The sequence below is a fragment of the Halomonas urmiana genome (genome assembly GCF_005780185.1).
Taxonomy (GTDB): domain Bacteria; phylum Pseudomonadota; class Gammaproteobacteria; order Pseudomonadales; family Halomonadaceae; genus Halomonas; species Halomonas urmiana.
Genome location: NZ_VBUI01000001.1, coordinates 152,485 through 174,015, shown reverse-complemented (window position 1 = coordinate 174,015; position 21,531 = coordinate 152,485). Strand labels below are relative to the sequence as shown.

The window sequence follows — 21,531 nt, the reverse complement described above, 5'->3', positions numbered from 1 at the left end:
GTTGGCCATGAATTCACGAGCCGTCAAGTATACAATTACTGGCAGATCGGTTATAGGCGCAGGCCTGGAGAAGAGGATTCCCATGATCGTAGTAACAGGCGGAGCCGGCTTTATCGGCTCGAATCTAGTCAAGGCGCTCAACGCCCGTGGCCGCGACGACGTCCTGGTGGTCGACGACCTCAGCGACGGCACCAAGTTTGTCAACCTGGCTGACTGCACGCTGGGCGACTACCTGGACAAGGATGATTTCCTGGCCCGGGTGAAGGCGGCGATGAACGGCGAGGAGTCACATCTGCCGCCCATCGAGGCGATCTTCCACGAGGGCGCCTGCTCGGACACCACCGAGTGGGACGGCCGCTTCATGCTCGAGAACAACTTCGAGTACTCCAAGGTGCTGCTGCACTTCTGCCAGCGCGAAAGCATCCCCTTCATCTACGCCTCCTCGGCCGCCACCTATGGCGGCAGCGAGGTGTTCTATGAGGCGCCGGAACACGAGAAGCCGCTCAACGTCTATGGCTACTCCAAGCTGCTGTTCGACCAGTACGTGCGGGCCCGTCACGATGACTTCGAGAGCCAGGTGGTGGGCTTCCGTTACTTCAACATCTATGGGCCCCGCGAGCAGCACAAGGGCAAGATGGCCAGCGTCGCCTACCATCACCATACCCAGATCCGCGCTGGCCATAACCTCAAGCTGTTCGGCGCCTGGGACGGCTATGAGGCCGGCATGCAGAGCCGCGACTTCGTCTATGTGGGCGACGTGGTGGACGTGAACCTGTGGTTCCTCGATCACCCCGAGGCCTCCGGCATCTTCAACCTGGGCACCGGCCGCGCCGAGCCCTTCAAGGCGATCGGCGAGGCGGTCATCGACCATTACGGCAAGGGCGAGATCGAGTACATCGACTTTCCCGACGAGCTCAAGGGACGCTACCAGAGCTATACCCGGGCCGATATCTCGCGGCTTCGCGAGGCGGGCTACGACCGCGAGTTTTGCACTGTGGCCGAGGGCGTGAGTGCCTATCTGGAGTGGCTGAATGGCTGAGGCCGCAGGGCCGCTCGACGGTGAGGGGGAGCGCATCCTGGTGGTGGGCCCCTCCTGGGTCGGCGACATGGTCATGGCCCAGAGTCTGTTCAAGACCCTCAAGGCGCGTCGCCCGGGCTGCCGCATCGGCGTGGTGGCGCCCGGCTGGTCGCGGCCGATCCTCGAGCGCATGGACGAGGTCGACGAGGTCGCGGGCCTCGAGGTGGGGCACGGCGAGTTCGGCCTGGCGAGCCGGCGGCAGCTGGCCGCCTCCCTCAAGGGACGCTTTGATCGGGCGATCGTGCTGCCGCGCTCCTGGAAGTCGGCCTTGGTGCCCTTCCTGGCGCGTATTCCCCGGCGGACGGGGTTCACCGGCGAGCAGCGCTTCGGCCTGCTCAACGATCGCCGCGCCCTCGACAAGGCGACGCTGGATCAGACCGTCAAGCGCTTCGTGGCGCTGGGGCTGCCCCGCGAGGTGGCCGAGACCGGTGACTTCGCGCTTCCCCGGCCCTCCTTGCGCCTGGATATCGACAACCTGGTCGAGCAGCGAGTCGCGCTGGGGCTGTCGTCGCGCCCGGCCATCGGCATGATGCCGGGCGCCGAGTACGGCCCCGCCAAGCAGTGGCCCCTCGCGCATTTTCGCGGGCTGGCCAGGGCCCTGGTGGTGGAGGGGTTCGAGGTGCGGATACTGGGCGGGCCCAAGGATCTCGACGCCGGCGAGGTGATCGCCGAGGGGCTGCCCCATACCCACAACCTCTGCGGCAGGACCCGGCTGGCAGATGCTGTCGATCTGCTCGGCGACTGCCGGCAGGTGGTGACCAACGACTCCGGGCTGATGCACGTGGCCGCGGCGGTGGGGACTCGGGTCCAGGCCCTCTACGGCTCCTCGTCGCCGGCCTACACGCCGCCGCTGACCGAGAACGCCGAGATTCACTACCTGGCCCTGGACTGCTCGCCCTGTTTTCAGCGCACCTGTCCGCTGGGGCATACGGACTGCCTGAAGCGACTCACTCCGGAGCGTGTCCTCAAGGCGGTGCTGGCGGCGATGCCCTAGGGCCGCGCCTCCGAGCCGTGCCATGGGTGAGCGGCGGATCAGCCTCGGGGCACGACTACTGCCTCTGTCGCCGCGGCGCGCTGCGAGGGGGCCAGGCCCTCCCACAGCCGCTCCTGGAGAGCCGTCTCTTCCCGCAGGCGGGCGTTCAGGGTCTCCAGCCCGTGCTCCTCGATCAGCGTCGGCTGGTCGGAGAGCAGCGAGACGCCGAGTCCCGCCCGGTGCCAGTCGATGACGAATCCCATGGCCTCGAGCACCGTCGGCAGGATATCCATGGTCGACGCCTCGACCCTGACCCGGCGCGGCGCGACCCGCTCGCCCATCAGCATGAGGGTGTTCTCCCGCTCCTCCGCGACCAGCTGCTCCCAGGCGGAGACGCGCATGGTCAGATGGTCGCTGGCAACCACCACCAGGGTGTTCTCCAGCAGCCCCTCGGCCTCGAGCCGCTGCACCAGGCGGCGCGCCAGCCACGCCGAGCACTCCACCGAATAGAGGATGTCGGTGCCGTCGAACTCGCCCTGACGCTCGCGGCAGGCGCGCGCCGGATAGCCGTTGGGGGCGTGGCCGGAGATGCTCAGGTTGACCAGCCCCCAGGGGCCTCCCTGGCGCTCCAGGCGGCGGATCTCCTCGACCGTGAAGTCATAGAGCGTATCGTCGTAGAGGCCCCAGCTGTTGACGTAGTCGGGATCCGGAAGCCGCGGCTCCAGCTCCTCGCGCCCCATCACCCGATCGAAGCCGTGATCGCGGTAGAAGACGCCCTTGCCGGCGAAGCGGGTGCTGGCCCCGCCCAGATAGGAGAGCGCATAGCCGCGCTCGGCGAGCAGGTCCCCCAGGCAGTCGACCCCCGGCACGACCCGCCCGAGCGGCTCGAACTGGCTGTCGTGGAGCAGGCCGGCCGGCATCAGCGGCGTGCCGCACTGGCTGGCGATCATGCCGGCCATGGTCCAGCCGGTGTTGTCGAGCTGGCGCACGCCCTCGACGACCAGGGCCCGCTCGCCAAGTGCCTCCAGGGGCGCGTAGGCATCGCCGAAACGCTCCCGATCGGCGTAGGTGCGCTCGATGCTCTCCAGGTAGAGCAGCAGCAGGTTGGGCGGTGCGCGGGGCGCGTCGAGGATCACCGGTGCCACGTACTGCCGATCGAGCCAGGCACCGTCATCGGTGACGATGGCGGCGCCGCGTTGGCCGAGCCCGTAGAGCATCGGATTGCCGGCCAGCAGCACTACGGCTAGCAGGCGCTCCGTCGTGCGCCAGCGGCGATCGACCCGCACCAGCCAGGTGAAGGAGACGAGCAGCAGCAGCATGCTCAGGGTGTGGAGGAGGGCGGAGACGAGCCGCCCGCTCCCCCCGTGCTCCGAGATGCCGGCCTGGAGGTGGAAGAATACCGCCCCGAGGTCGACCTCCCCGAAGCTGGCGGCCAGGTAGACATACAGGCCCCACAGGACCAGGGGAACGAGCGACCAGGGCCAAACGCGTGCCACCGGCCGGGGGCACGCGGGCGCTCCCCAGCGACGCCAGCGCGCCAGGACCAGCCAGCCCACGGTGACAAGGGGAAGGGCCCAGGTGGGCAGTCGGGTCAGCATGGCCAGGGCATAGCCCAGCCACAGCCCGATGACGAGCAGGGCCCACCAGCGGGGATGGCGAAGTTTCGGTGCCGCGCTAGGCATGGTGCGAAGAGGCGTTGGCCCGTTCATTCTCGTGGAGTTCGTTCAACTTCGCATACTTCATGTAGACATGGAATGCCGTCGTGATGGCCACCGTCATGCCATCCGTGCCCTGGAACAGGCCGCCCTTGAGGATCAGCTTGCGCAGCATGGCGCTGGCGGCATGCAGGGTGGGGCGCCAGGGCGACGGACCCTTTCCCCTCTCCTTCATCGCCCAGGCATCACGGCTCGAGAGTTGGTCGATGCGGGTGATCCAGTGCGACAGGTCACGATAGGTGAAGTGCCGGATATGGCTGCCCGTGTCCACGGTGTCGGGTGCCTGCACCGAGGAGTGGGCCTTCTTCGACAGGTAGCCGGAGGTGGTGCGGTTGTAGAGTCGCGTGACCGGGTCGGGATAGAAGCCGGCCGCCTTGATCCAGTGGTGTCCGGCAAAGTTGCGGCGGTTGAAGCGATACGCCTTGTCGGGGTCGTCCAGCGCCAGGGAGCGGATCGCCGCGACCGCATCGTCGTCGAGCCGCTCGTCGGCATCGAGGGCCAGGATCCAGTCGTGCCGTGCCCGGGGGACGGCGAAGGCCTTCTGGGGCCCGTCACCCAGGTAGGGCTGGTGGATGACGGTGGCGCCCAGCGACTCAGCGATGGTCACGGTGTCGTCCCGGCTGCCCGAGTCGACGACAATGATCTCGTCGCAGACCGGTTGCAGCGAGGCGATGCAGTCGGCGATGTTCTGCGCCTCGTCGAGGGTGATGATGATTCCGGTGATGGGCGTCATGGGGTCGTCTCGCGGGTCGGGAGGTGCGGCAGGCGTTCGGCGATTCGGCTCGCCGCGGCCTCGAGGTCGATGCTCGACATGTCGCGCTCGTCTGCGCCCTCCGGGGGACAGAAGGCCAGGCGGTGAGCCTCGGCGTTGCAGGTCTGCCAGCGCAGCGGGGTGGCCGAACGGCGCGAGGGATAGAAGCCCGCCGTCGGTCGGTCCAGGGCACCGGCGATGTGCAGCGGGCCGGTGGAGCCGGCGATGAACAGGTCGGCGGCCGAGAGGCTCCGGGCGAAGTCGTCGATGCCGCGGCGCGCCGGCAGCCGATGGGCGGTGATCCCCGCCTCGGCGAGCCGCTGTCGAAGCCGGTCGGTCGCCGCTTCCTCGCCCGGCCCTGCGGTCAGCACCCAGTGTGGCGAGGCGGCGTCGAGGCGCGCGTCGATCGCAGCCACCAGGCCCGCGTACTGCCCGAGGGTGAGATTGACCGCCGAGCCGCCGCTGCCCGGGTGCAGGAAGACCCAGGGCGACGAGGCCTCCAGGGCGAGTTCGTCGACGAGGCGCGCACGCTCGGCGTCACGGGTGCCGGGCGGCAGCGGCCAGAAGGGCGGCGCGGGGCGCGGCGGCACGGCGAGGCCCAGGGCGTCGAGCAGGGCGTCGGCCAGCTCCATGTTATAGACGTATTCGGGTTTCTCTGAGCGCGACCTGCGCTGGGTGACCCGGCGGTTGTAGAATAGCTGCGCCCACTTGGTGGCCGGGGCCAGGCGCAATGGGATGCCGGCGCGCCAGCCCAGCCAGCCGATGCGTGGGGTGGAGAAGAGCGTCAGCAGCGCATCGAAGCGGCCTGCGCGCAGGGTGCTCAGCAGGTCGCGCCGCGCCTCGCGGCCGGCGTCTTCGCCGGGGTCGAGCAGCACCTCGTCGATCCACGGGCACTGTCGGGCGAGCGGCGCGGTGTAGCCCGGCACCAGCACGCTGACGTGGGGGGCCGGGTCGGCCGCCTTGAGGCAGGCCAGCGCCGGCCAGGCCAGCATGAAGTCGCCGAGCTTGTCGTTGCGAACGATCAGCAGGCGAGGGCGGTCGCCGTCCCTGGCAGGGGAAAGTGTCATCATCCGGGCTCCCGGGGCCCGCAACCGCAAGTAAGGAGAGCGCCTTGTCCTGCAAGTCGTCCCGCAAGGTCCTGCATATCTGCCTCTCGAACGGCTGGGGCGGACTGGAAATGTATCCGTCGCGCATTATACCCGAGCTGAGGCGACAGGGGTGGGAGGCCCACGGCTTGGCCCTGGCCGGCTCCCGGGTGGCCGAGAGCCTCACCGAGGTCGGCATCACGCCGCTGACGGTGCCCTCGCGCGGTCGCGCGCTGCTGGGCCTCGGCCGGCTGCTGGCCTACCTGAAGGTCCACGAGATCGGCGTGCTGCACTGCCACAAATCCAGCGACCTGCGCCTGGGCGCCCTGCTGGTGAGCCTGCGTCCGTCCCTGCGGCTCTTCTTCACCGACCACATGGGCGTCACCCGCCCCAAGAAGGATCCCTACCACCGCTGGGCCTATGGTCGCGTCACCCGGGTATTCTCCATCAGCGAGACGACCCGCCGGCGCAACCTGGCGGCCTTCCCCCTGCCCGCCGCGCGTATCCAGCGTCTCTACCTGGGCATCGACCCGGCGCCCTATGCGCCGCGCCTGTCGCCGGGCGAGCGGGCCGCGCTGCGCGATGAGCTCGGCGTGGCGCCGGGCGCGGTGGCGATCGGCCTGGCGGGGCGGTTGACCCCGGGCAAGGGGCAGCGGGTGTGGATCGAGGCGCTGGCCTGGTTGGCCGAGCATCGGCCGGCACTGGCCTGGCAGGGCCTGCTGGTCGGCGGGCTCACCGCCGATGAGGGCAGCAGCGAGGCCTTCGTCGCGGAACTTCGCGACCGGGTCCGCGCGCTCGGCCTGGAGGAGCGCATCACCTTCGTCGGCTTTCGCCGCGACCTGCCGCGGCTCTTCGAGGCGATGGACATCGTCTGCGTGCCCTCGCGTAACGAGGCCTTCGGGCTGACGGTGATCGAGGCCATGGCGGCCGGCAAGGCGGTGGTCGGCAGCGACAGCGGCGCCATCCCCGAGCTGATCGACCCCGCCACGGGGCGCCTCGCCGCACCGGACGATCCCGCCGCCTGGGGCGAGGCCCTGGCCGAGCTGGCGGACGACGCGGCCCTGAGGGAGGCGCTGGGGGCGGCGGGACGCCGGCGCGTTGAGTGCGACTTCACCCTCGAGGCGCACGTGGCGGGGCTCGTGGCCGCCTACGCCGAGGCCTCGTAGCCGCGGCGCACGGCCGCCATGGCCTCGGCGGCGCCGAACTTCTCGAAGGAGCGCTGCAGGCGCGCCAGGTTGGCCGCCTGCCAGCGGCCGGGCCGCCGCAGCCGACAGCGGTCCAGGTCGATCAGCCAGACCCGCCCCTCGGGGTCGATCAGCAGGTTGCGGGCGTTGAGGTCGACGTGGTCGAGGCCGGCGTCGTGGAAGCGTCGCACGGTGGCGCCGACCCGCTCTAGCAGGGCGTCGTCGGCCGGCTGCCGCGAGAGGAGCTCGGCCAGGGCGCGGGCGCCGGGAAGCCGCACGGTGATCAGCGCCGCCTCGTAGGTGAGGCCGTGACGCGTCACCCGGGCCGCCACCGGGCGGGGCACCGGCAGGTCTTGGTCGTGCAGGTGGGCGGTGAGGCGCAGCTCGCGAAAGGCGCGGGTACGCTCCAGGCCGGTCCAGAGGTAGCGGGCGTCGCTGAGTCGAGCGACCAGGCCGCCGCGGCGATAGGGGCGCAGCACCCACTCAACGCCCTCGCCGGCGTCCAGGAAGAGGCTGGCGCCGCGACCCGGCGCCTCACCGGTGACCCGGCCGGCGTCGCGCCACCAGCCGGGGTCGAAGCCCTCGAGCGTGAGCGGCGGCGCGGTTTGTGGCGCCCGGCTGGCGTCACATAAACTGTCCGCATCATATAGAATGCAACTCTTTCCCGCTCGATACGTTGCCAACCGCATGAAGCATCCTCTGCCCGATCGACCCCAGCACATCTGCGTGCTGCGACTCTCCGCCCTGGGCGATGTCTGTAACCTGGTGCCGACAGTCCGTGCCCTGCAGCGTCAGTGGCCCGAAGCGCGGATCACCTGGATCGTCGGCAAGGGCGAGCACAGTCTACTGGCGGGCCTCTCCGGGGTCGAGTTCGTCGTCTACGACAAGGCGACGGGCCTGGCCGGCATGCGGGCCCTGTGGCGCCAGCTCTCCGATACGCGCTTCGACGTGCTGCTGCACATGCAGCAGGCGCTGCGCGCCAGCGTGCTCTCCCTGGGGCTCAAGGCCGACCTTCGGGTGGGCTATGACAAGGCACGCGCCAAGGATGCCCAGCACTGGTTCACCCAGCGTCAGCTGGCGCCCCATTCCCGCGCCCATGTGCTCGAGTCCTACCTCGACTTCGCACGCCTGCTGGGCGTCGAGGATCTCTCGCTGACCTGGGACCTGCCGGTGCCCGAGGCCGCGGTCGAGGAGGCGCGCGGCATCACCGGGGAGGCGCCTTTCCTCGTGATCAGCCCCTGCGCCAACCCCCGGCTGCGCAACTTCCGCAACTGGTCCGCCGAGGGCTATGCGGCGGTGATCGAGCACGCCTGGCGCCAGCACGGCCTGAAGGCGGTGCTGACCGGCGGCGGCAGCACCCAGGAGCGCGAGCTGGGCGAGCGCATCCAGGCCCTCTGCTCGCCGGAGGTGGTGATCGACGTCATCGGCGAGACCTCGCTGAAGGGCCTGTTGGCCCTGATCCAGGGTGCCCGGGCGGTGATCGCCCCGGATTCGGGGCCGGTGCACATGGCCAACGCCCTGGGGGCGCCGGTGGTCGGGCTCTACGCCACCACCAATCCCGATCGGGCGGGCCCCTATCGGTGGCGGGAGTACGTGGTCGACCGCTACCCGGACGCCGTGCGCAGCTACCTGCACAAGTCGCCCGCGGAACTCCCCTGGGGCCAGCGGGTCCGCCACCCCGACGCCATGTCGCTGATTCGTGCCGAGGACGTGATCGACCGCCTCGAGGCACTGCTGATCCACCCCGAGTCCCCCATCGAGACGGAGTCCCCCGATGAAGCTTGATCTGACCGCCCTGGAGCGCTCCCGCCTGCTGGTGGTGGGCGACGTGATGCTCGACCGCTACTGGCATGGCGGCACCTCCCGTATCTCGCCGGAGGCCCCGGTGCCGGTGGTCAGGGTCGACGAGTCCGAGGACCGTCCCGGCGGCGCCGCCAACGTGGCCCTCAATATCGCCTCCCTCGGGGCCCATGCTGCCCTGGCCGGCCTGGTGGGTGACGACGACAACGCCGACCGGCTGGTGACCCGGCTCGAGGATTCCGGAGTGAGCACTCGCTTCGCGCGCAGCCCCGGCATTCCCACCATCACCAAGCTGCGTGTGATGAGCCGCAACCAGCAGCTGATTCGCCTGGACTTCGAGGAGGGACTCGGCGAGGTGGATACCTCGGGGCTGCTGGCGCAGGTCGAGGCGGCCCTGCCCGGCTGTGACCTGGTGATCCTCTCCGACTACGGCAAGGGCACCCTGAATCGCGTCGAGGAGCTGATCCGGATGGTCCGGGGCGCCGGCAAGCGGGTGCTGGTCGACCCCAAGGGCAGCGACTTCCGCCGCTACCGCGGGGCCAGCGTGATCACCCCCAACCTCGGCGAGTTCGAGGCGGTCATGGGCCACTGCCGCGACGACGCCGAGCTCGCCGCCCGGGGCGAGGCGCTGCGTGCCGAGCTCGAGCTCGAGGCACTGCTGATCACCCGCAGCGAGAAGGGCATGACGCTGATCCGCGAGGATCATGAGCCGCTGCACCTGCCGACCCGGGCCCGCGAGGTCTACGACGTCACCGGCGCCGGCGACACCGTGATCGGCGTGCTGGGCCTGGCGCTCGCCGCCGGGCACGGCTTCGCCGAGGCGATGACCCTGGCCAACCTGGCCGCCGGCCTGGTGGTGGCCAAGCCCGGCACCGCGACCCTCTCCATCGCCGAGCTCTACACCGCCCTGCACGGCGACAAGTTGGCCGAGTTTGGCGTCATCGAGGAGGCGCCCCTGGTCGAGGCGGTGCGCGCCGCCCAGGCGCGCGGCGAGCGGGTGGTGATGACCAACGGCTGCTTCGACATCCTGCACGCCGGCCACGTCGCCTACCTGGAGCAGGCGCGCCGCCTCGGCGACCGGCTGGTGGTGGCGGTCAACGACGACGCCTCCATCGGCCGCCTCAAGGGGCCCAAGCGGCCCATCAATCCCCTGGCGCGGCGCATGCAGGTGCTGGCCGGCCTCGGCGCCGTCGACTGGGTGGTGCCCTTCGGCGAGAACACTCCCCAGCGACTGATCGAGACGGTGCTGCCGGACGTGCTGGTCAAGGGCGGCGATTACCGGCCCGAGGAAATCGCCGGTGGCGCCGCGGTGCGCGAGGCCGGCGGCGAGGTCAGGGTGCTGGGCTTCGAGGACGGCGTCTCCACCACCGCGATGATCTCCACCATCCTCGATCGCGAGACCTGATGCGGTGCTCTCCCGCCTGGGCCCGCCGCGCCTACTCGGCGGCCCTCTATCTCCTCGCCCCGCTGGCCTGGAAGCGCGTCTGGCGCGAGCAGCTCCCCGGTCGCCCCCGCCGCGAGCGGCTGGGTCTGGTTTCCCCCGCCAGCGACGGCGAGCGGATCATCTGGCTGCACTGTGCCTCGGTGGGGGAGGTACAGGCCGCCCGCCCGCTGATCAAGGCCCTCGGCGAGCGCTGGCCCGGGCACTGCCTGGTGATCACCACCATGACCGCCACTGGCGCCCAGCGGGTGCTGGCGCTGTCGGAGACATCCGGTGAGGGGAAGGCTTCCGGCGAAGTGAGCCATCACTTCGTGCCGCTGGATTTCCCCGGCGCCGCGCGCCGCTTCGTCACCCGGCTGCGCCCTGAGCTGGCGATCTTCTTCGAGACCGAGCTGTGGCCCAACCTGCTGGCCGCCTGCGACCGCGCCAAGGTGCCGGTGGCGGTGGTCAATGGCCGGCTCTCGCCCCGCGCCTTCCGCGGCTATCGCCGCCTGAAGCCGCTGATGCGCGACGCCCTGGGCCGTGTGAGCTGGCTGGCGGCCAAGTCCGCGGAGGATGCCGAACGGTTCCGCGCGCTGGGCATGCCCGCCGAGCGCAGCGCGGTGGTGGGAAGCCTGAAGTTCGATCTCGCCGTCGATGACGAGACTCGCGAGGCGAGTGAGCGCTTGCGTGCCCGGCTGGGTCGTCGACCCGTCTGGGTGGCCGGTTCCACCCATCCGGGGGAAGACGAGCAGCTGCTGGCGGCCCACGCGCGGCTGAGGGCGACTGTTCCCAGGGCGCTGCTGGTACTGGTGCCGCGCCATCCCCAGCGCTTCGCGGCCGTGGCCGAGCTGTGCGCTCGGGCGGGCCTCTCGGTGGCGCGCCGCTCCCGGGACGAATGGCCCGGCGACGAGGCGGCCGTCTACCTGGGCGACACCATGGGCGAGCTGCTAGCGCTCTACGGCGCGGCGGACCTGGCCTTCGTGGGCGGCAGCCTGGTGCCCATCGGCGGCCACAACCTGCTGGAGCCGGCGGCGCTGGGCGTGCCGGTGCTCACCGGGCCCGAGCTTGCCAACTTCCTCGATGTGGCCGAGACGCTGCGCAAGGCCGAGGCGCTGGTCGAGGTGGCCGATGGTGAGGCGCTGAGCGATGCCCTGGGGCGGCTCTTTGACGACGAATCCGAACGCCGACGCCTGGCCGCGGCCGGCCGCGGCGTGGTGGCGGCCAACCGGGGAGCCCTGGAACGCACCCTGGCGGGACTGGCGAGGCTCTTGGAGCCGGAGTGAGGACTCGCTCCGGGGTTGGGTGTCAGGCGGGCAGCAGCCGTTCCACGCCCTGCTCTCCGCCGAGCAGCAGCAGGTCGGCGCCTCGGGCGGCGAAGAGTCCGTTGGTGACCACCCCGACGATGGCATTGATCCGCGCCTCCATGGCGACCGGGTCGTCGATCATGAATTCATAGCAGTCCAGGATCTGGTTGCCGTTGTCGGTGACCACCCCCTGGCGATAGACCGGATCGGCCCCCAGCTTGACCAGTTCCCGGGCCACGTAGGAGCGCGCCATGGGGATCACCTCGACCGGCAGCGGGAAGTCGCCCAGGGTCGCGACCCTCTTCGAGCCGTCGGCGATGCAGATGAAGCGCTCGGCGCAGGCGGCGACGATCTTCTCACGGGTCAGGGCCGCGCCGCCGCCCTTGATCATGTGAAGGTGAGCATTCACTTCGTCGGCGCCGTCGACGTAGACGGGCACGGTGCCCACCTCGTTGAGCTCGAAGAGATCGATGCCGTGGCCTCGCAGGCGCTCGGCGCTGGCCTCGGAACTCGCCACGGCACCGCGGAAGTCGCCGCGCAACTCGGCCAGGCGGTCGATGAAGCGGTTCGCGGTGGAGCCGGTGCCGACGCCGATGACGCTATCACGGCCGAGGTGCGGGCGGATCTCGTCGATGGCGGCGGCGGCCACGGCGTCCTTGAGTTCGTCCTGGGTCATGTCGTGCTCGCTATCTGGTGGGTGGCGAATGCGGCGCCATTATAGGCCATGGCGCCGAAGGATGCTGGACGCCACGGCCGCCGGAATGCTACCAATAAGGGTTCCTCGCGGCGCCGGTCACGGTGCTCCTCGCGTCACTTCTGGGATATCAGGATGCTCGAAGCTACCGTCAAGAAGATTCTCAATGCCCGGGTCTACGAGGCCGCCCGGGAGACCCCCATCTCGCCGGCCCCCTTGCTTTCCCGTCGTTTCAACAACCAGATCCTGATCAAGCGCGAGGACCTCCAGCCGGTCTACTCCTTCAAGATCCGCGGGGCCTACAACAAGATGGCCCAACTCGACGAGGCGCAGAAGGCCAAGGGCGTGATCGCCGCCTCGGCGGGCAACCATGCCCAGGGCCTGGCCATGGCGGCGAAGCTGATGGGCGTCAAGGCGGTGATCGTCATGCCGCGCATCACCCCGGAGATCAAGGTGGCCGCGGTACGGGCCCGGGGCGCGAAGGTGGTGCTCAAGGGTGATGCCTTCGCCGAGGCGGCGGCGCATGCCCAGGAGCTGATCGCCGAGCACGGCTACACCTACATCCCGCCCTTCGATGACCTCGACGTCATCGCGGGGCAGGGTACCATCGCCGTGGAGATCCTTCGCCAGCACAGTGGCCCCATCGATGCCATCTTCGTGCCGGTCGGCGGCGGCGGTCTGATCGCCGGCATGGCGGCCTACATCAAGTACTTGCGGCCCGAGATCAAGGTGATCGGCGTGGAGTCCGAGGACAGCGCCTGCCTCAAGGCGGCGCTGGCGGCGGGCGAGCGCGTAGTGCTGGACCAGGTCGGGGTGTTCGCCGAGGGGGTCGCCGTGGCGCAGATCGGCGAGGCGCCCTTCGCCGTGATGCGCGGCCTGGTGGACGACGTCATCACCGTCAACACCGACGAGATGTGCGCGGCGGTGAAGGACATCTTCGAGGATACCCGGGCGGTCTCCGAGACCTCCGGCGCGCTGTCGCTGGCCGGGCTGAAGAAGTACATTCAGCAGACCGGCGCCGAGAACGAGACCCTCATCTGCATCAACTCCGGGGCCAACACCAACTTCGATCGCCTGCAGCACATCGCCGAGCGCACCGAGCTCGGCGAGCAGCGCGAGGCGATCCTCGCCGTGACCATCCCCGAGAAGCCGGGCAGCTTCAAGAAGTTCTGCCGCACCATCGGCAAGCGCATGGTCACCGAGTTCAACTATCGCTACGCCGAGCCCGAGCAGGCCCACATCTTCGTCGGCGTGCAGGTGAAGCCCGGCGGCGAGGACCGCCAGGCGGTCATCGACCGGCTCCGCGACGCCGGCTACCCGGTGGAGGACCTCACCGACAACGAGCTGGCCAAGCTGCACATCCGTCACCTGGGCGGCGGCCGTCCCAAGGAGCACTTCGAGGAAGAGGTCTATCGCTTCGAGTTCCCGGAGCGCCCCGGCGCGCTGATGAACTTCCTCACCCACCTGCCCCAGGACTGGAACATCTCGCTGTTCCACTACCGCAACCACGGCGCGGCCTACGGCCGGGTGCTGGTCGGCATGCAGGTGCCCAATGGCGATCGCCGCCACGTCGAGGGCTACTTCGACGAGATCGGCTACCGCTACTGGAAGGAGAGTGACAACCCGGCCTACCGGCTCTTCATGGCCTGAGGATCGCGTCGCCGTGGGGACGCGAGAGGGCTTCGAGACAGGGCCTAGAGTGAGCACTGACTCACCCTGTAGTCTCGGTCATGCAAGTGTTTAGATATGTAACGTACTGAGACTGCCTGTTGTCATGCGTAAGCACGAGGCTCTATAGTCATCGCGGTGTTATCACCGCCGTGGTGACGCCACCATCATCTTCACACCGGACCCACGCGGTCCCGTCTCCCATGGAGTCCTTCACAATGAAGCGCAAGCCCGATCTGGTCATGGCACTGGTGCTGGTCTTCGGCATCGGGATCGTGGCCACCGGCTATGCCCAGGCGCTGGCGGGCGGCTGAGGCCACCGCAGGACGGCGGCCATCGCCCTGCCCGACCCCGCCGGATGACGACGGCCGATGCGATGGCATCGGCCGTCGTCGTTTCTGCCCCCTGGCGAGTGCGGCGCGTGGTCCTGGTGGCCGTATCAGGAAAGCCTCAGGGACGAATCAGTCGGGCGTCGGTGGCGATGGCATCCAGCGGCACGTCCCAGGGCGCCGCCGGCAGGCGCGCCACCCGCTGCGCCTCGTGGGCCAGGCCGATCAGCCGCGGGCGAGGCCCCGGGCGACGGGTGAAGGCCAGGGTGCGGTCGTAGAAGCCCCCGCCCATGCCGATGCGCTGGCCCAGCTCGTCGAAGCCCACCAGCGGCAGCAGGATCAGGTCCAGCGCCCAGGTCGGCGTGCGCCGGGCGCGGTGCGCCCCGTGGCGGGTCTGGGGTTCGGGGATGCCGTAGCGGTTGGCCACCATGGGCGTGCCGGCATGGTAGTGCACGAACCACAGCTGGTTGTCACAGAGCGGCTTCAGGACCGGCAGGTAGGCGCGGCTGCCGCGGCGCTCGAGCCAGTCGATCAGCGGGGTGGGATCGATCTCGCCGTCGTTGGGCAGGTAGAGGGCCACGCGGCGGGCGCGCTGGAGTTCGGGGAGGCGGCGCAGGCGCCTGCAGAGTCGCTCGGAGGCCTCGCGGCGCTCTCGGGGCGACAGCTCGCGTCGGCGGCGACGCAGTTCGCGTCTCAGCCGGCGACGATCATCGTCGGAGGGGGTGGGTGCGGCGGTATCCTGCATGGCGATCATGTCGGATCAGAGTTCCCCAGAGTGCCGCTGTCGTTCTGGCCCTTGAACCCAGTGGTTCAAGGTGGGTGGCCGCAGCCGAACCGTCAGGCTTTCCGACGCACGGACGTGCACACGGGTTCGGCTAGCTTTGGCCCCCTGGGTACTGCGCATAGGCTCGAGGGACTATAACGACTGGCCAACACCCCAGGGAACTTCTTCATCCTACCAGAGGCTGGGGCCGGGCCAAAGGGGCAATTGCGTGCCCGCTCAGCGGGTGGGGACGGCGTCCAGCGCCTTCTCGAGGCGGGCGGTGAGCGCGTTGAGGTTCTCTTCGCCGGCACGCTGGTCGTCGAGGGTCTCGAGCAGTTCATGGGCGATGTTGAGGGCCGCCATGATGGCGATCCTCTCGCGGTCGACCACCCGGCCCTGGGCGTGGATGCCCTGCATGGCGCGATCGAGGTAGCGGGCGGCCCGCTCGAGCTTGTCCTGCTCCTCCGGCGGGCAGGCGATGGAGTAGGGACGCTCCAGGAGGGTGATCTCGGTGGTCGGCCGTGTCGGCTCGGTCATGGCAGGCTCCGGCAAGGGCCAGTGGCATAGGGGGCGCACGGGTGCGCGTCATGCAGGGTCGATGCGTTAACATCAAGGCCTGAAGCGAAACCCAGTCACTATAAGAGAGCCGTTTGCGGGCGGTCAACGCGCGCGCCGGCTCCATCAGCGGAACTTGCCATGTCACTGATCAATGAGCGCCAGGACTTCTCGACCATCGCCGACACCTTCCTGCTGCACGGCAGCATGCAGTCGCCGGCCTTCCTCGACGGTCGCCTCTGCGCCTCCCTCGCCCTGCACGACATCACCCCCGAGGCCTGGCTGGAGGAGGTCTGCCTGAGCCTGAGCGTCGAGCAGCCGCGCGACGAGGCCAGCGCCGAGCGCCTGCTGGGCTGGCGGCGCCAGGCCCTCGAGGCACTGTCGGCGGCCGATCTCAACCTCGAGCCGCTGTTGCCCGACGAGCTGTTCTCGCTGACCGAGCGGGCTCAGGGCCTGCAGGAGTGGACCCTCGGCTTCCTCGAGGTGGTGGCCGATGCCGGCGACGCGCCGCGCCGCGACTGGTCGCCGGCCCTGCGCGAGGCCCTGGAGGATCTCGCCGGCCTGACCGCCATCGAGACCGACATCGAGGACAGCGCCGAGAACGAGAATGACCTCTTCGCCCTCACCGAGCATGCGCGTATGGCGGCCATGCTGCTCTACACCGAGCAGCATCCCGGCAAGCCCCAGGTCGAGCAGGTCGACGAGCCGACCCACCATTGAGCCGATGGCCCCATCCCGCCACCCAGGAGCCGCGATGCCCCCCGTGAACCTGCCCCGCCCCGCGCCGATCTCCCTCGACGAATACCGTGCCCGGCGCGGCGCCCTGATGGCGCAGCTGCCCGTTGGCAGCGCCGTGCTGCTGCCCGGCGCCGCGCTGGTCACCCGCTCGCGCGACAGCGAGTTTCCCTTCCGCCAGGACAGCGACTTCCACTACCTGACCGGCTTCCCCGAGCCGGAGGCGCTGCTGGTGCTGCTGCCCGGCCGCGAGGAGGGCGAGAGCGTGCTGTTCTGCCAGGATCGCGACCCGGCGATGGAGACCTGGACCGGCATGCGCCTGGGCGCCGAGGGCGCGGTGCGCGACCACGGCCTCGACCAGGCCTTCGAGAATGCCGAGCGCGACGAGCGCCTGGCCACGCTGCTGGAGGGCCGCCAGGTGCTCTACCTGCCGCTGGACGATGCCGGCGCCCTGGCGCTTGCCGAGGAGCTGCGCGGCGAGCTTTCTGATCGCGCTCGCCGCGGGGCGCAGGCCCCGACCGCCTTCGCCGATGTCAGCGCGCTGATCCACGAGCAGCGCCTGATCAAGAGCGCCACGGAGCTCGCGCTGATGCGGCATGCCGGGGAGATCTCCGCCCGAGCCCACGCGCGCGCCATGCGGGCCTGTCGCCCGGGGCTGGCCGAGTATCAGCTGCAGGCGGAGCTCGAGCACGAGTTTCGCTGGCAGGGCGGTAGTGGGCCGGCCTACGCCAGCATCGTCGGTGGCGGCCCCAATGCCTGTGTGCTGCACTACATCGAGAATCACGCCCCCCTGCGGGACGGGGAGCTGGTGCTGATCGATGCCGGCGCCGAGTTCGACCTCTATGCCGGCGATATCACCCGTACCTTCCCGGTGAACGGCCGCTTCACGGCGGCCCAGCGGGCCCTCTACGAGGTGGTGTTGGCGGCCCAGGAGCGCGCCATCGCGACGGTGCGCCCCGGTACTACCCTGGCGTCGATCCACGCGGGCGTGGTGCACGACCTCACCGCCGGGCTGGTCGAGCTGGGACTCCTGGCGGGCGACGTCCAGGCGTGCATCGACGACGGCAGCTACCGGCGCTTCTATCTGCACTCGACCTCCCACTGGCTGGGCCTCGACGTGCACGACGTCGGCGCCTATCGCCGCGAGGGCGAACCGCGGGCCCTGTGTCCCGGCATGGTGCTCACCGTGGAGCCCGGGCTCTACGTGCCCGCCGACGACGACCTGCCCGAGGCCTTTCGGGGGATCGGCATTCGCATCGAGGACGACCTGGCGGTCACCCCCGAGGGGCACGAGGTGCTGACCTCGGCCGTGCCCAAGCGGGTGGCGGAGATCGAGGCCCTGATGGTCACCGAGTGATCAGTCGGCGAGAGGGTGTCGATGCAATTATGTAATGTACGTTATGAAATAAAGAGGCGGTAGCCATGACGTCGACGCGGGAAACGCGGGTAGAGGGTGTAGAGGGTGTAGAGGAAAAAAAGGGCGATCGGGTCGATATCGCCATCATCGGCGGCGGCCTGGTGGGGGCCAGCCTGGGCTGTGCCCTGGCCGCGCAGGTCGAGCGGATGGGGCTCAGGGTCGCGGTGATCGAGCCGGCGCCGCTGGATCGCCAGCTGGCCGAGCCCTGGCAGCCGAGCTTCGATGCCCGGGCCAGCGCGATCGCCTGCGGCTCGGCCCGGCACTTCGAGCACCTGGGCGTCTGGGAGGCGATGGCCGAGCAGGCGGCGCCGATTCGCACCATCCACGTCAGCGAGCGGGGCCGGCTGGGCGTGACCCGGCTGCGCGCCGCGGAGCTCGGCGTCGAGGCGCTGGGTCACGTGGTGCCCAATGCCTGGATGGGCCGTGCCCTGCACGGTCGGCTGGGCGAGCTGCCGGTGGACTGGTACTGCCCGGCGAGCGTGGAGGCGATCGAGCCCGTCGCCGAGGGGCATCGACTCACGCTCTCGGACGGCAGCGAGCTGGAGGCCGGCCTGACGGTGCTCGCCGACGGCGGGCGTTCGGGGCTCAAGGCGCGCCTGGGGATCGAGAGCCGCGAACGGCCTTACGACCAGGTGGCGCTGATCGCCAGCGTCGAGGTTAGCCGGCCACATGACGGCATCGCCTATGAGCGCTTTACCACCGAGGGCCCCATCGCCCTGCTGCCCCTCCCGGGGCAGGCCATGGAGCTGGTCTGGACCCACGCGCGCGGCGAGGAGGCGCGGCGGCTGTCGCTTTCCGATGGCGACTTCCTGGCCGAGCTGCAGCGTGCCTTCGGCGATCGTGTCGGGCATTTCCGTCGGGTCGGGCGTCGTCACGCCTACCCGCTCTCGCTGGTCACGGCGCGGGAAACGGTGCGTTCGGGGCTGGCCGTGCTCGGCAACGCGGCCCACTCGCTGCACCCGGTGGCCGGTCAGGGGTTCAACCTGGCGCTGCGCGGGGTGATGGACCTGGTGGCGGCCATCGAGGCCGGTGGCGAGCGGGGCGAGGCGCCGGGGAGCGCGGCGGTGCTGCAGGACTTCGAGGCGCGCCGCGACGGCGATCGCCAGGACGTCATCCGCTTCAGCGACGGCCTGATCCGGCTCTTCGGCCTCGACCACCCCGTGCTCTCCCATGCCCGGGCGGCCGGGCTCGTCGGGCTGAACCTGGTGGGGCCGCTGCGCCGTACCCTGGCGCGGCGGGCCATGGGACTGGAAAGATAGCGGCTGGAACGATAAGAGGCTGCAACGAACACGATGAATAGACGGCATGGCCATCCGGGCCACCACGAGGAGCAGACGCCATGAGTTCAGAACCGCAAGCCCCGCCAGAGGCGTTCGAGGCCATCATCGTCGGCGGCGGCATGGTGGGCGCTACCCTGGCCTGCCTGCTGGGTCGGGCCGGGCTCTCGGTGACCCTGCTGGACGCCCGCGAGGCGCCGCTCGACCAGGAGGCCGCGGGCAGGGGGGCGCCCTCCATGCGGGTCAGCGCCCTGACCCCGGTCTCCCGCCAGCTGCTCGAGGGGCTGGGCGCCTGGCCGGCGATGGCCGCGCGCCGCGTCAGTCCCTATCGCTTCATGCAGGTATGGGACGGCGAGGGCAGCGGGGAGGTGAACTTCTCCGCGGAGCAGGCCGGGGTTCCGCTGCTTGGGCATATCGTCGAGAACGACGTGACCCTGGCGGCCCTGGAGGCGCGCCTGGCCGCGCTGCCTTCTGTGACCGTGCGCTTCGGTGCCCGGGTGGCCGAGCTCGAGGCCGGGGCCGAGGACAAGGACGAGCCGCGCACGGTGATACTGGAGGGGGGCGAGCGGCTCCAGGCGCCGCTGGTCGTGGCCGCGGACGGGGCACGCTCGCCGCTGCGTGAGCGGGCCGGCATCGAGACCCGCGAGCGCGATACCGGCCAGGTGGCGGTGGTCACCACGGTGCGCACGGCGCGCGAGCACGGCGGCGTGGCGCGTCAGGTCTTCCTGTCGACGGGGCCACTGGCCTTCCTGCCGCTCTGCGTCGAGGGCAACGCTCGCCATTGCTCCATCGTCTGGTCGACGACGCCGGAGGAAGCCGAGCACCTGACGGGGCTGTCCGCGGACGCACTCGGTCGGGCGCTGGGCGCGGCCATCGAGCATCGCCTCGGAGGGGTGACGGTGGTCGACCGGGCCCTGGCGGTGCCGCTCATCCAGCGCCACGCCGAACACTACGTGCGCCCGGGTTTCGCCCTGGTGGGCGATGCGGCGCACAGCATTCACCCCCTGGCGGGCCAGGGGGTGAATCTGGGGCTGATGGATGCCGCGGTGCTGGCCGAGGAGGTGGTCGAGGGGCGTCGGCGGGGGCTCTCGCCGGGCGCCGCGTCGGTGCTGGCCCGCTATGCCCGTCGGCGTCGCGGCGACAACGCCGCCATGCTGGCGCTGATGGACGGCTTTCGCCTGCTGTTCGGGGCGCGCCATCCGGCCCTGACTCTGGCGCGCAACCTGGGGCTCTCCGGGGTGGATCGGATCGGGCCGCTCAAGCGGCTGCTGATGCAGCAGGCCACCGGCCATCGCGGCCGGCTGCCCGCCTCCTGTCGCCCGCTCAGCCGTCGAGACGCCGGCTAAGCACGTTGAGCGCCTTGAGCAGATTCAGGGCCTCGCCGAGCTGGTAATCCTCGCGCAGCCGCTGGCTCATCTCGCTGCGCTCCCGCGGGTCTTCCGAGGCGCCCAGGTGGCCCTCGAGGTCCGCCTCGCGCACGTCCAGGCGGCTGCTCTCGGCGACCTCCAGGCGGCCGCGGATCACCTCGACGTCGGGCTCGATGCCCTGGGCCTGAATCGAGCGGCCGTCGGGGGTGAAGTAGAGTGCCGTGGTCAGCTTGAGGCCTTCATCGTTGCCCAGCGACATGATCTGCTGCACCGAGCCCTTGCCGAAGCTCTGGGTGCCCATCACCACGCCGCGGCGCTGGTCCTGCAGGGCGCCGGCGACGATCTCCGCCGCCGAGGCGCTGCCGCCGTTGATCAGCACCACCAGGGGCACCTCGGGCGCCGCGGTCTCGCGACCCGCGGAGAAGCGCATCGCGCTGTCGGCCAGGCGCCCTTCGGTGTAGACGATCAGCCCGCTGTCGAGAAAGGCGTCGGCCACGTCCACCGCCGCCTGCAGCACCCCGCCGGGGTTGTTGCGCAGGTCGAGCACCAGACCGTCGAGGGGCCCGTCCTGTTCCAGGCTTTCCAGGGCATCGTCGACCTGCTGGCCGGTGCGGCTCTGGAACTGGCTGACGCGCAGGTAGCCGTAGCCGGGTTCCAGCAGCTCGTGCTTCACGCTCTGGGTGCGGATGATCTCGCGGGTCAGGGTGACCTCCAGCGGCGCGTTGGCGTCCTGGTGGAGGATGGTCAGTCGCAGCTGGGTGCCCGGTTCGCCGCGCATCAGGTTGACCGCCTCCTGCAGCGAGAGCCGATCGGTGGGGGTGTCGTCGATGCGCAGGATCCGGTCCCGGGAGCGCAGGCCGGCTCGGGAGGCCGGGGTGTCGTCGATCGGCGTGATCACCGTCAGCTGGCCCTCCTCCATGCCCACCTCGATGCCCACGCCGCCGAACTCGCCCTGGGTGGACTCGCGCAGGCTCTCGAACTCCTCGCTGTCCAGGTAGGCGGAGTGGGGGTCGAGCTCGCTGAGCATGCCGCGCATGGCGTTGCGCAGCAGGTCCGCGTCCTCGACCTCCTCCACGTAGGCACGCTTGATGCGCTCGAACACCTCGGCGAAGGCCTGGATCTCGGCCACCGGCAGGTCATCGTCGGCCCCCGGCGCTTCCTGAGCGGCGACGGGCAGCGGGGCAAGAACCAGCAGGGCGATCGGCAGCAGCACCGACACCAGGCGGCGCATCACGGTAGGCAGTGCGGCGGGACGTAGGGGCATGCAGACTCTCGCGGTTTCGGGGCGGGCGACCCAGCATAGCTCGCGGCCCGGCGTCGATGGAATAGTCGGGGCTCTCGGGGCGATCGCCTCTGGGGCCATCGGCGCTTTCGATCCCGCGCCGCCGCGCTGTGTCGCGGAGGCTTGTTGCC

19 protein-coding genes and 1 other RNA gene are annotated in these 21,531 nt (G+C 70.3%); 11 read left to right on the top strand and 9 right to left on the bottom strand.

Features of this window, described 5'->3' with window-relative positions:
• Positions 1 to 82 precede the first annotated feature (82 nt).
• On the top strand, positions 83 to 1,039 hold the full coding sequence (gene rfaD, locus FEI13_RS00870) for an ADP-glyceromanno-heptose 6-epimerase (protein ID WP_138178783.1): 957 nt from the start codon (positions 83 to 85) through the stop codon (positions 1,037 to 1,039).
• Positions 1,032 to 2,072 carry a lipopolysaccharide heptosyltransferase II gene (gene waaF, locus FEI13_RS00865; RefSeq protein WP_138178782.1) on the top strand — a complete coding sequence of 347 codons (1,041 nt, stop codon included), beginning with the start codon at positions 1,032 to 1,034 and terminating at the stop codon, positions 2,070 to 2,072. Before rfaD ends, waaF begins: the two co-directional genes overlap by 8 nt.
• Positions 2,073 to 2,110: 38 nt before the next feature.
• Here the strand turns inward: waaF and FEI13_RS00860 are convergent, their stop codons facing one another.
• Genes FEI13_RS00860 through FEI13_RS00850 form a run of 3 tightly spaced genes read right to left on the bottom strand, consistent with a single transcriptional unit; the run spans position 2,111 to position 5,584 of the window.
• The gene (locus tag FEI13_RS00860; protein ID WP_138178781.1) at positions 2,111 to 3,733 is read right to left on the bottom strand and encodes a sulfatase-like hydrolase/transferase; all 1,623 of its coding nucleotides are present in this window, start codon (positions 3,731 to 3,733) and stop codon (positions 2,111 to 2,113) included.
• Complete coding sequence (locus FEI13_RS00855) at positions 3,726 to 4,499, bottom strand: glycosyltransferase family 2 protein (RefSeq protein ID WP_138178780.1); 774 nt, start codon at positions 4,497 to 4,499, stop codon at positions 3,726 to 3,728. The genes FEI13_RS00860 and FEI13_RS00855 overlap by 8 nt, the downstream gene beginning before the upstream one ends.
• Positions 4,496 to 5,584: a glycosyltransferase family 9 protein gene (locus FEI13_RS00850; protein WP_138178779.1), complete on the bottom strand. Its 1,089-nt coding sequence runs from the start codon at positions 5,582 to 5,584 to the stop codon at positions 4,496 to 4,498. Before FEI13_RS00850 ends, FEI13_RS00855 begins: the two co-directional genes overlap by 4 nt.
• A 44-nt stretch (positions 5,585 to 5,628) precedes the next feature.
• On the opposite strand from FEI13_RS00850, the gene FEI13_RS00845 reads away from it, so the two are divergent.
• Entirely contained in the window at positions 5,629 to 6,768 is a 1,140-nt protein-coding gene (locus FEI13_RS00845; protein WP_240036379.1) for a glycosyltransferase family 4 protein, read from the top strand.
• Here FEI13_RS00845 and FEI13_RS00840 read toward each other — a convergent pair.
• The gene (locus FEI13_RS00840; protein ID WP_138178778.1) at positions 6,750 to 7,475 is read right to left on the bottom strand and encodes a 3-deoxy-D-manno-octulosonic acid kinase; all 726 of its coding nucleotides are present in this window, start codon (positions 7,473 to 7,475) and stop codon (positions 6,750 to 6,752) included. The genes FEI13_RS00845 and FEI13_RS00840 overlap by 19 nt on opposite strands.
• Between FEI13_RS00840 and FEI13_RS00835 the strand changes: the two genes are divergently transcribed.
• Genes FEI13_RS00835 through waaA form a run of 3 tightly spaced genes read left to right on the top strand, consistent with a single transcriptional unit; the run spans position 7,474 to position 11,292 of the window.
• Complete coding sequence (locus FEI13_RS00835; protein WP_138178777.1) at positions 7,474 to 8,571, top strand: glycosyltransferase family 9 protein; 1,098 nt, start codon at positions 7,474 to 7,476, stop codon at positions 8,569 to 8,571. The two genes, FEI13_RS00840 and FEI13_RS00835, sit on opposite strands and share 2 nt — an antisense overlap.
• The gene (gene hldE / locus FEI13_RS00830) at positions 8,561 to 9,991 is read left to right on the top strand and encodes a bifunctional D-glycero-beta-D-manno-heptose-7-phosphate kinase/D-glycero-beta-D-manno-heptose 1-phosphate adenylyltransferase HldE (protein ID WP_138178776.1); all 1,431 of its coding nucleotides are present in this window, start codon (positions 8,561 to 8,563) and stop codon (positions 9,989 to 9,991) included. The genes FEI13_RS00835 and hldE overlap by 11 nt, the downstream gene beginning before the upstream one ends.
• Positions 9,991 to 11,292 (top strand): lipid IV(A) 3-deoxy-D-manno-octulosonic acid transferase, encoded by a 1,302-nt coding sequence (waaA, locus tag FEI13_RS00825; protein WP_138178775.1) that lies wholly within the window; start codon positions 9,991 to 9,993, stop codon positions 11,290 to 11,292. Before hldE ends, waaA begins: the two co-directional genes overlap by 1 nt.
• A gap of 22 nt (positions 11,293 to 11,314) precedes the next feature.
• On the opposite strand, the gene rpiA is transcribed toward waaA, so the two are convergent.
• Complete coding sequence (gene rpiA / locus FEI13_RS00820; RefSeq protein ID WP_138178774.1) at positions 11,315 to 11,989, bottom strand: ribose-5-phosphate isomerase RpiA; 675 nt, start codon at positions 11,987 to 11,989, stop codon at positions 11,315 to 11,317.
• A 153-nt stretch (positions 11,990 to 12,142) separates the two neighbouring features.
• Between rpiA and ilvA the strand changes: the two genes are divergently transcribed.
• Complete coding sequence (gene ilvA / locus FEI13_RS00815; RefSeq protein WP_138178773.1) at positions 12,143 to 13,657, top strand: threonine ammonia-lyase, biosynthetic; 1,515 nt, start codon at positions 12,143 to 12,145, stop codon at positions 13,655 to 13,657.
• A 468-nt stretch (positions 13,658 to 14,125) separates the two neighbouring features.
• Here the strand turns inward: ilvA and FEI13_RS00810 are convergent, their stop codons facing one another.
• The 3 genes from FEI13_RS00810 to FEI13_RS00800 form a co-directional block, all read right to left on the bottom strand.
• Positions 14,126 to 14,758 carry a 5-formyltetrahydrofolate cyclo-ligase gene (locus FEI13_RS00810; RefSeq protein ID WP_138178772.1) on the bottom strand — a complete coding sequence of 211 codons (633 nt, stop codon included), beginning with the start codon at positions 14,756 to 14,758 and terminating at the stop codon, positions 14,126 to 14,128.
• A gap of 9 nt (positions 14,759 to 14,767) precedes the next feature.
• A non-coding RNA gene (gene ssrS / locus FEI13_RS00805) (6S RNA) lies at positions 14,768 to 14,951 on the bottom strand.
• 53 nt (positions 14,952 to 15,004) lie between these two features.
• Positions 15,005 to 15,304 carry a cell division protein ZapA gene (locus FEI13_RS00800; RefSeq protein ID WP_138178771.1) on the bottom strand — a complete coding sequence of 100 codons (300 nt, stop codon included), beginning with the start codon at positions 15,302 to 15,304 and terminating at the stop codon, positions 15,005 to 15,007.
• A 159-nt stretch (positions 15,305 to 15,463) separates the two neighbouring features.
• Between FEI13_RS00800 and FEI13_RS00795 the strand changes: the two genes are divergently transcribed.
• From FEI13_RS00795 to FEI13_RS00780, 4 genes are all read left to right on the top strand, one after another.
• Positions 15,464 to 16,042, top strand: a complete 579-nt coding sequence (locus FEI13_RS00795) for a UPF0149 family protein (RefSeq protein ID WP_138178770.1) — start codon at positions 15,464 to 15,466, stop codon at positions 16,040 to 16,042.
• Between the two features lie 34 nt (positions 16,043 to 16,076).
• Positions 16,077 to 17,414, top strand: coding sequence for a Xaa-Pro aminopeptidase (gene pepP, locus FEI13_RS00790; protein WP_138178769.1), 1,338 nt, complete (start codon positions 16,077 to 16,079; stop codon positions 17,412 to 17,414).
• A 65-nt stretch (positions 17,415 to 17,479) separates the two neighbouring features.
• The gene (ubiH, locus tag FEI13_RS00785) at positions 17,480 to 18,733 is read left to right on the top strand and encodes a 2-octaprenyl-6-methoxyphenyl hydroxylase (protein ID WP_138178768.1); all 1,254 of its coding nucleotides are present in this window, start codon (positions 17,480 to 17,482) and stop codon (positions 18,731 to 18,733) included.
• Positions 18,734 to 18,813: 80 nt separating this feature from the next.
• Complete coding sequence (locus FEI13_RS00780; protein ID WP_138178767.1) at positions 18,814 to 20,097, top strand: UbiH/UbiF/VisC/COQ6 family ubiquinone biosynthesis hydroxylase; 1,284 nt, start codon at positions 18,814 to 18,816, stop codon at positions 20,095 to 20,097.
• On the opposite strand, the gene FEI13_RS00775 is transcribed toward FEI13_RS00780, so the two are convergent.
• Positions 20,075 to 21,382 carry a S41 family peptidase gene (locus FEI13_RS00775; RefSeq protein ID WP_240036378.1) on the bottom strand — a complete coding sequence of 436 codons (1,308 nt, stop codon included), beginning with the start codon at positions 21,380 to 21,382 and terminating at the stop codon, positions 20,075 to 20,077. The genes FEI13_RS00780 and FEI13_RS00775 overlap by 23 nt on opposite strands.
• Between the last annotated feature and the right edge of the window lie 149 nt (positions 21,383 to 21,531).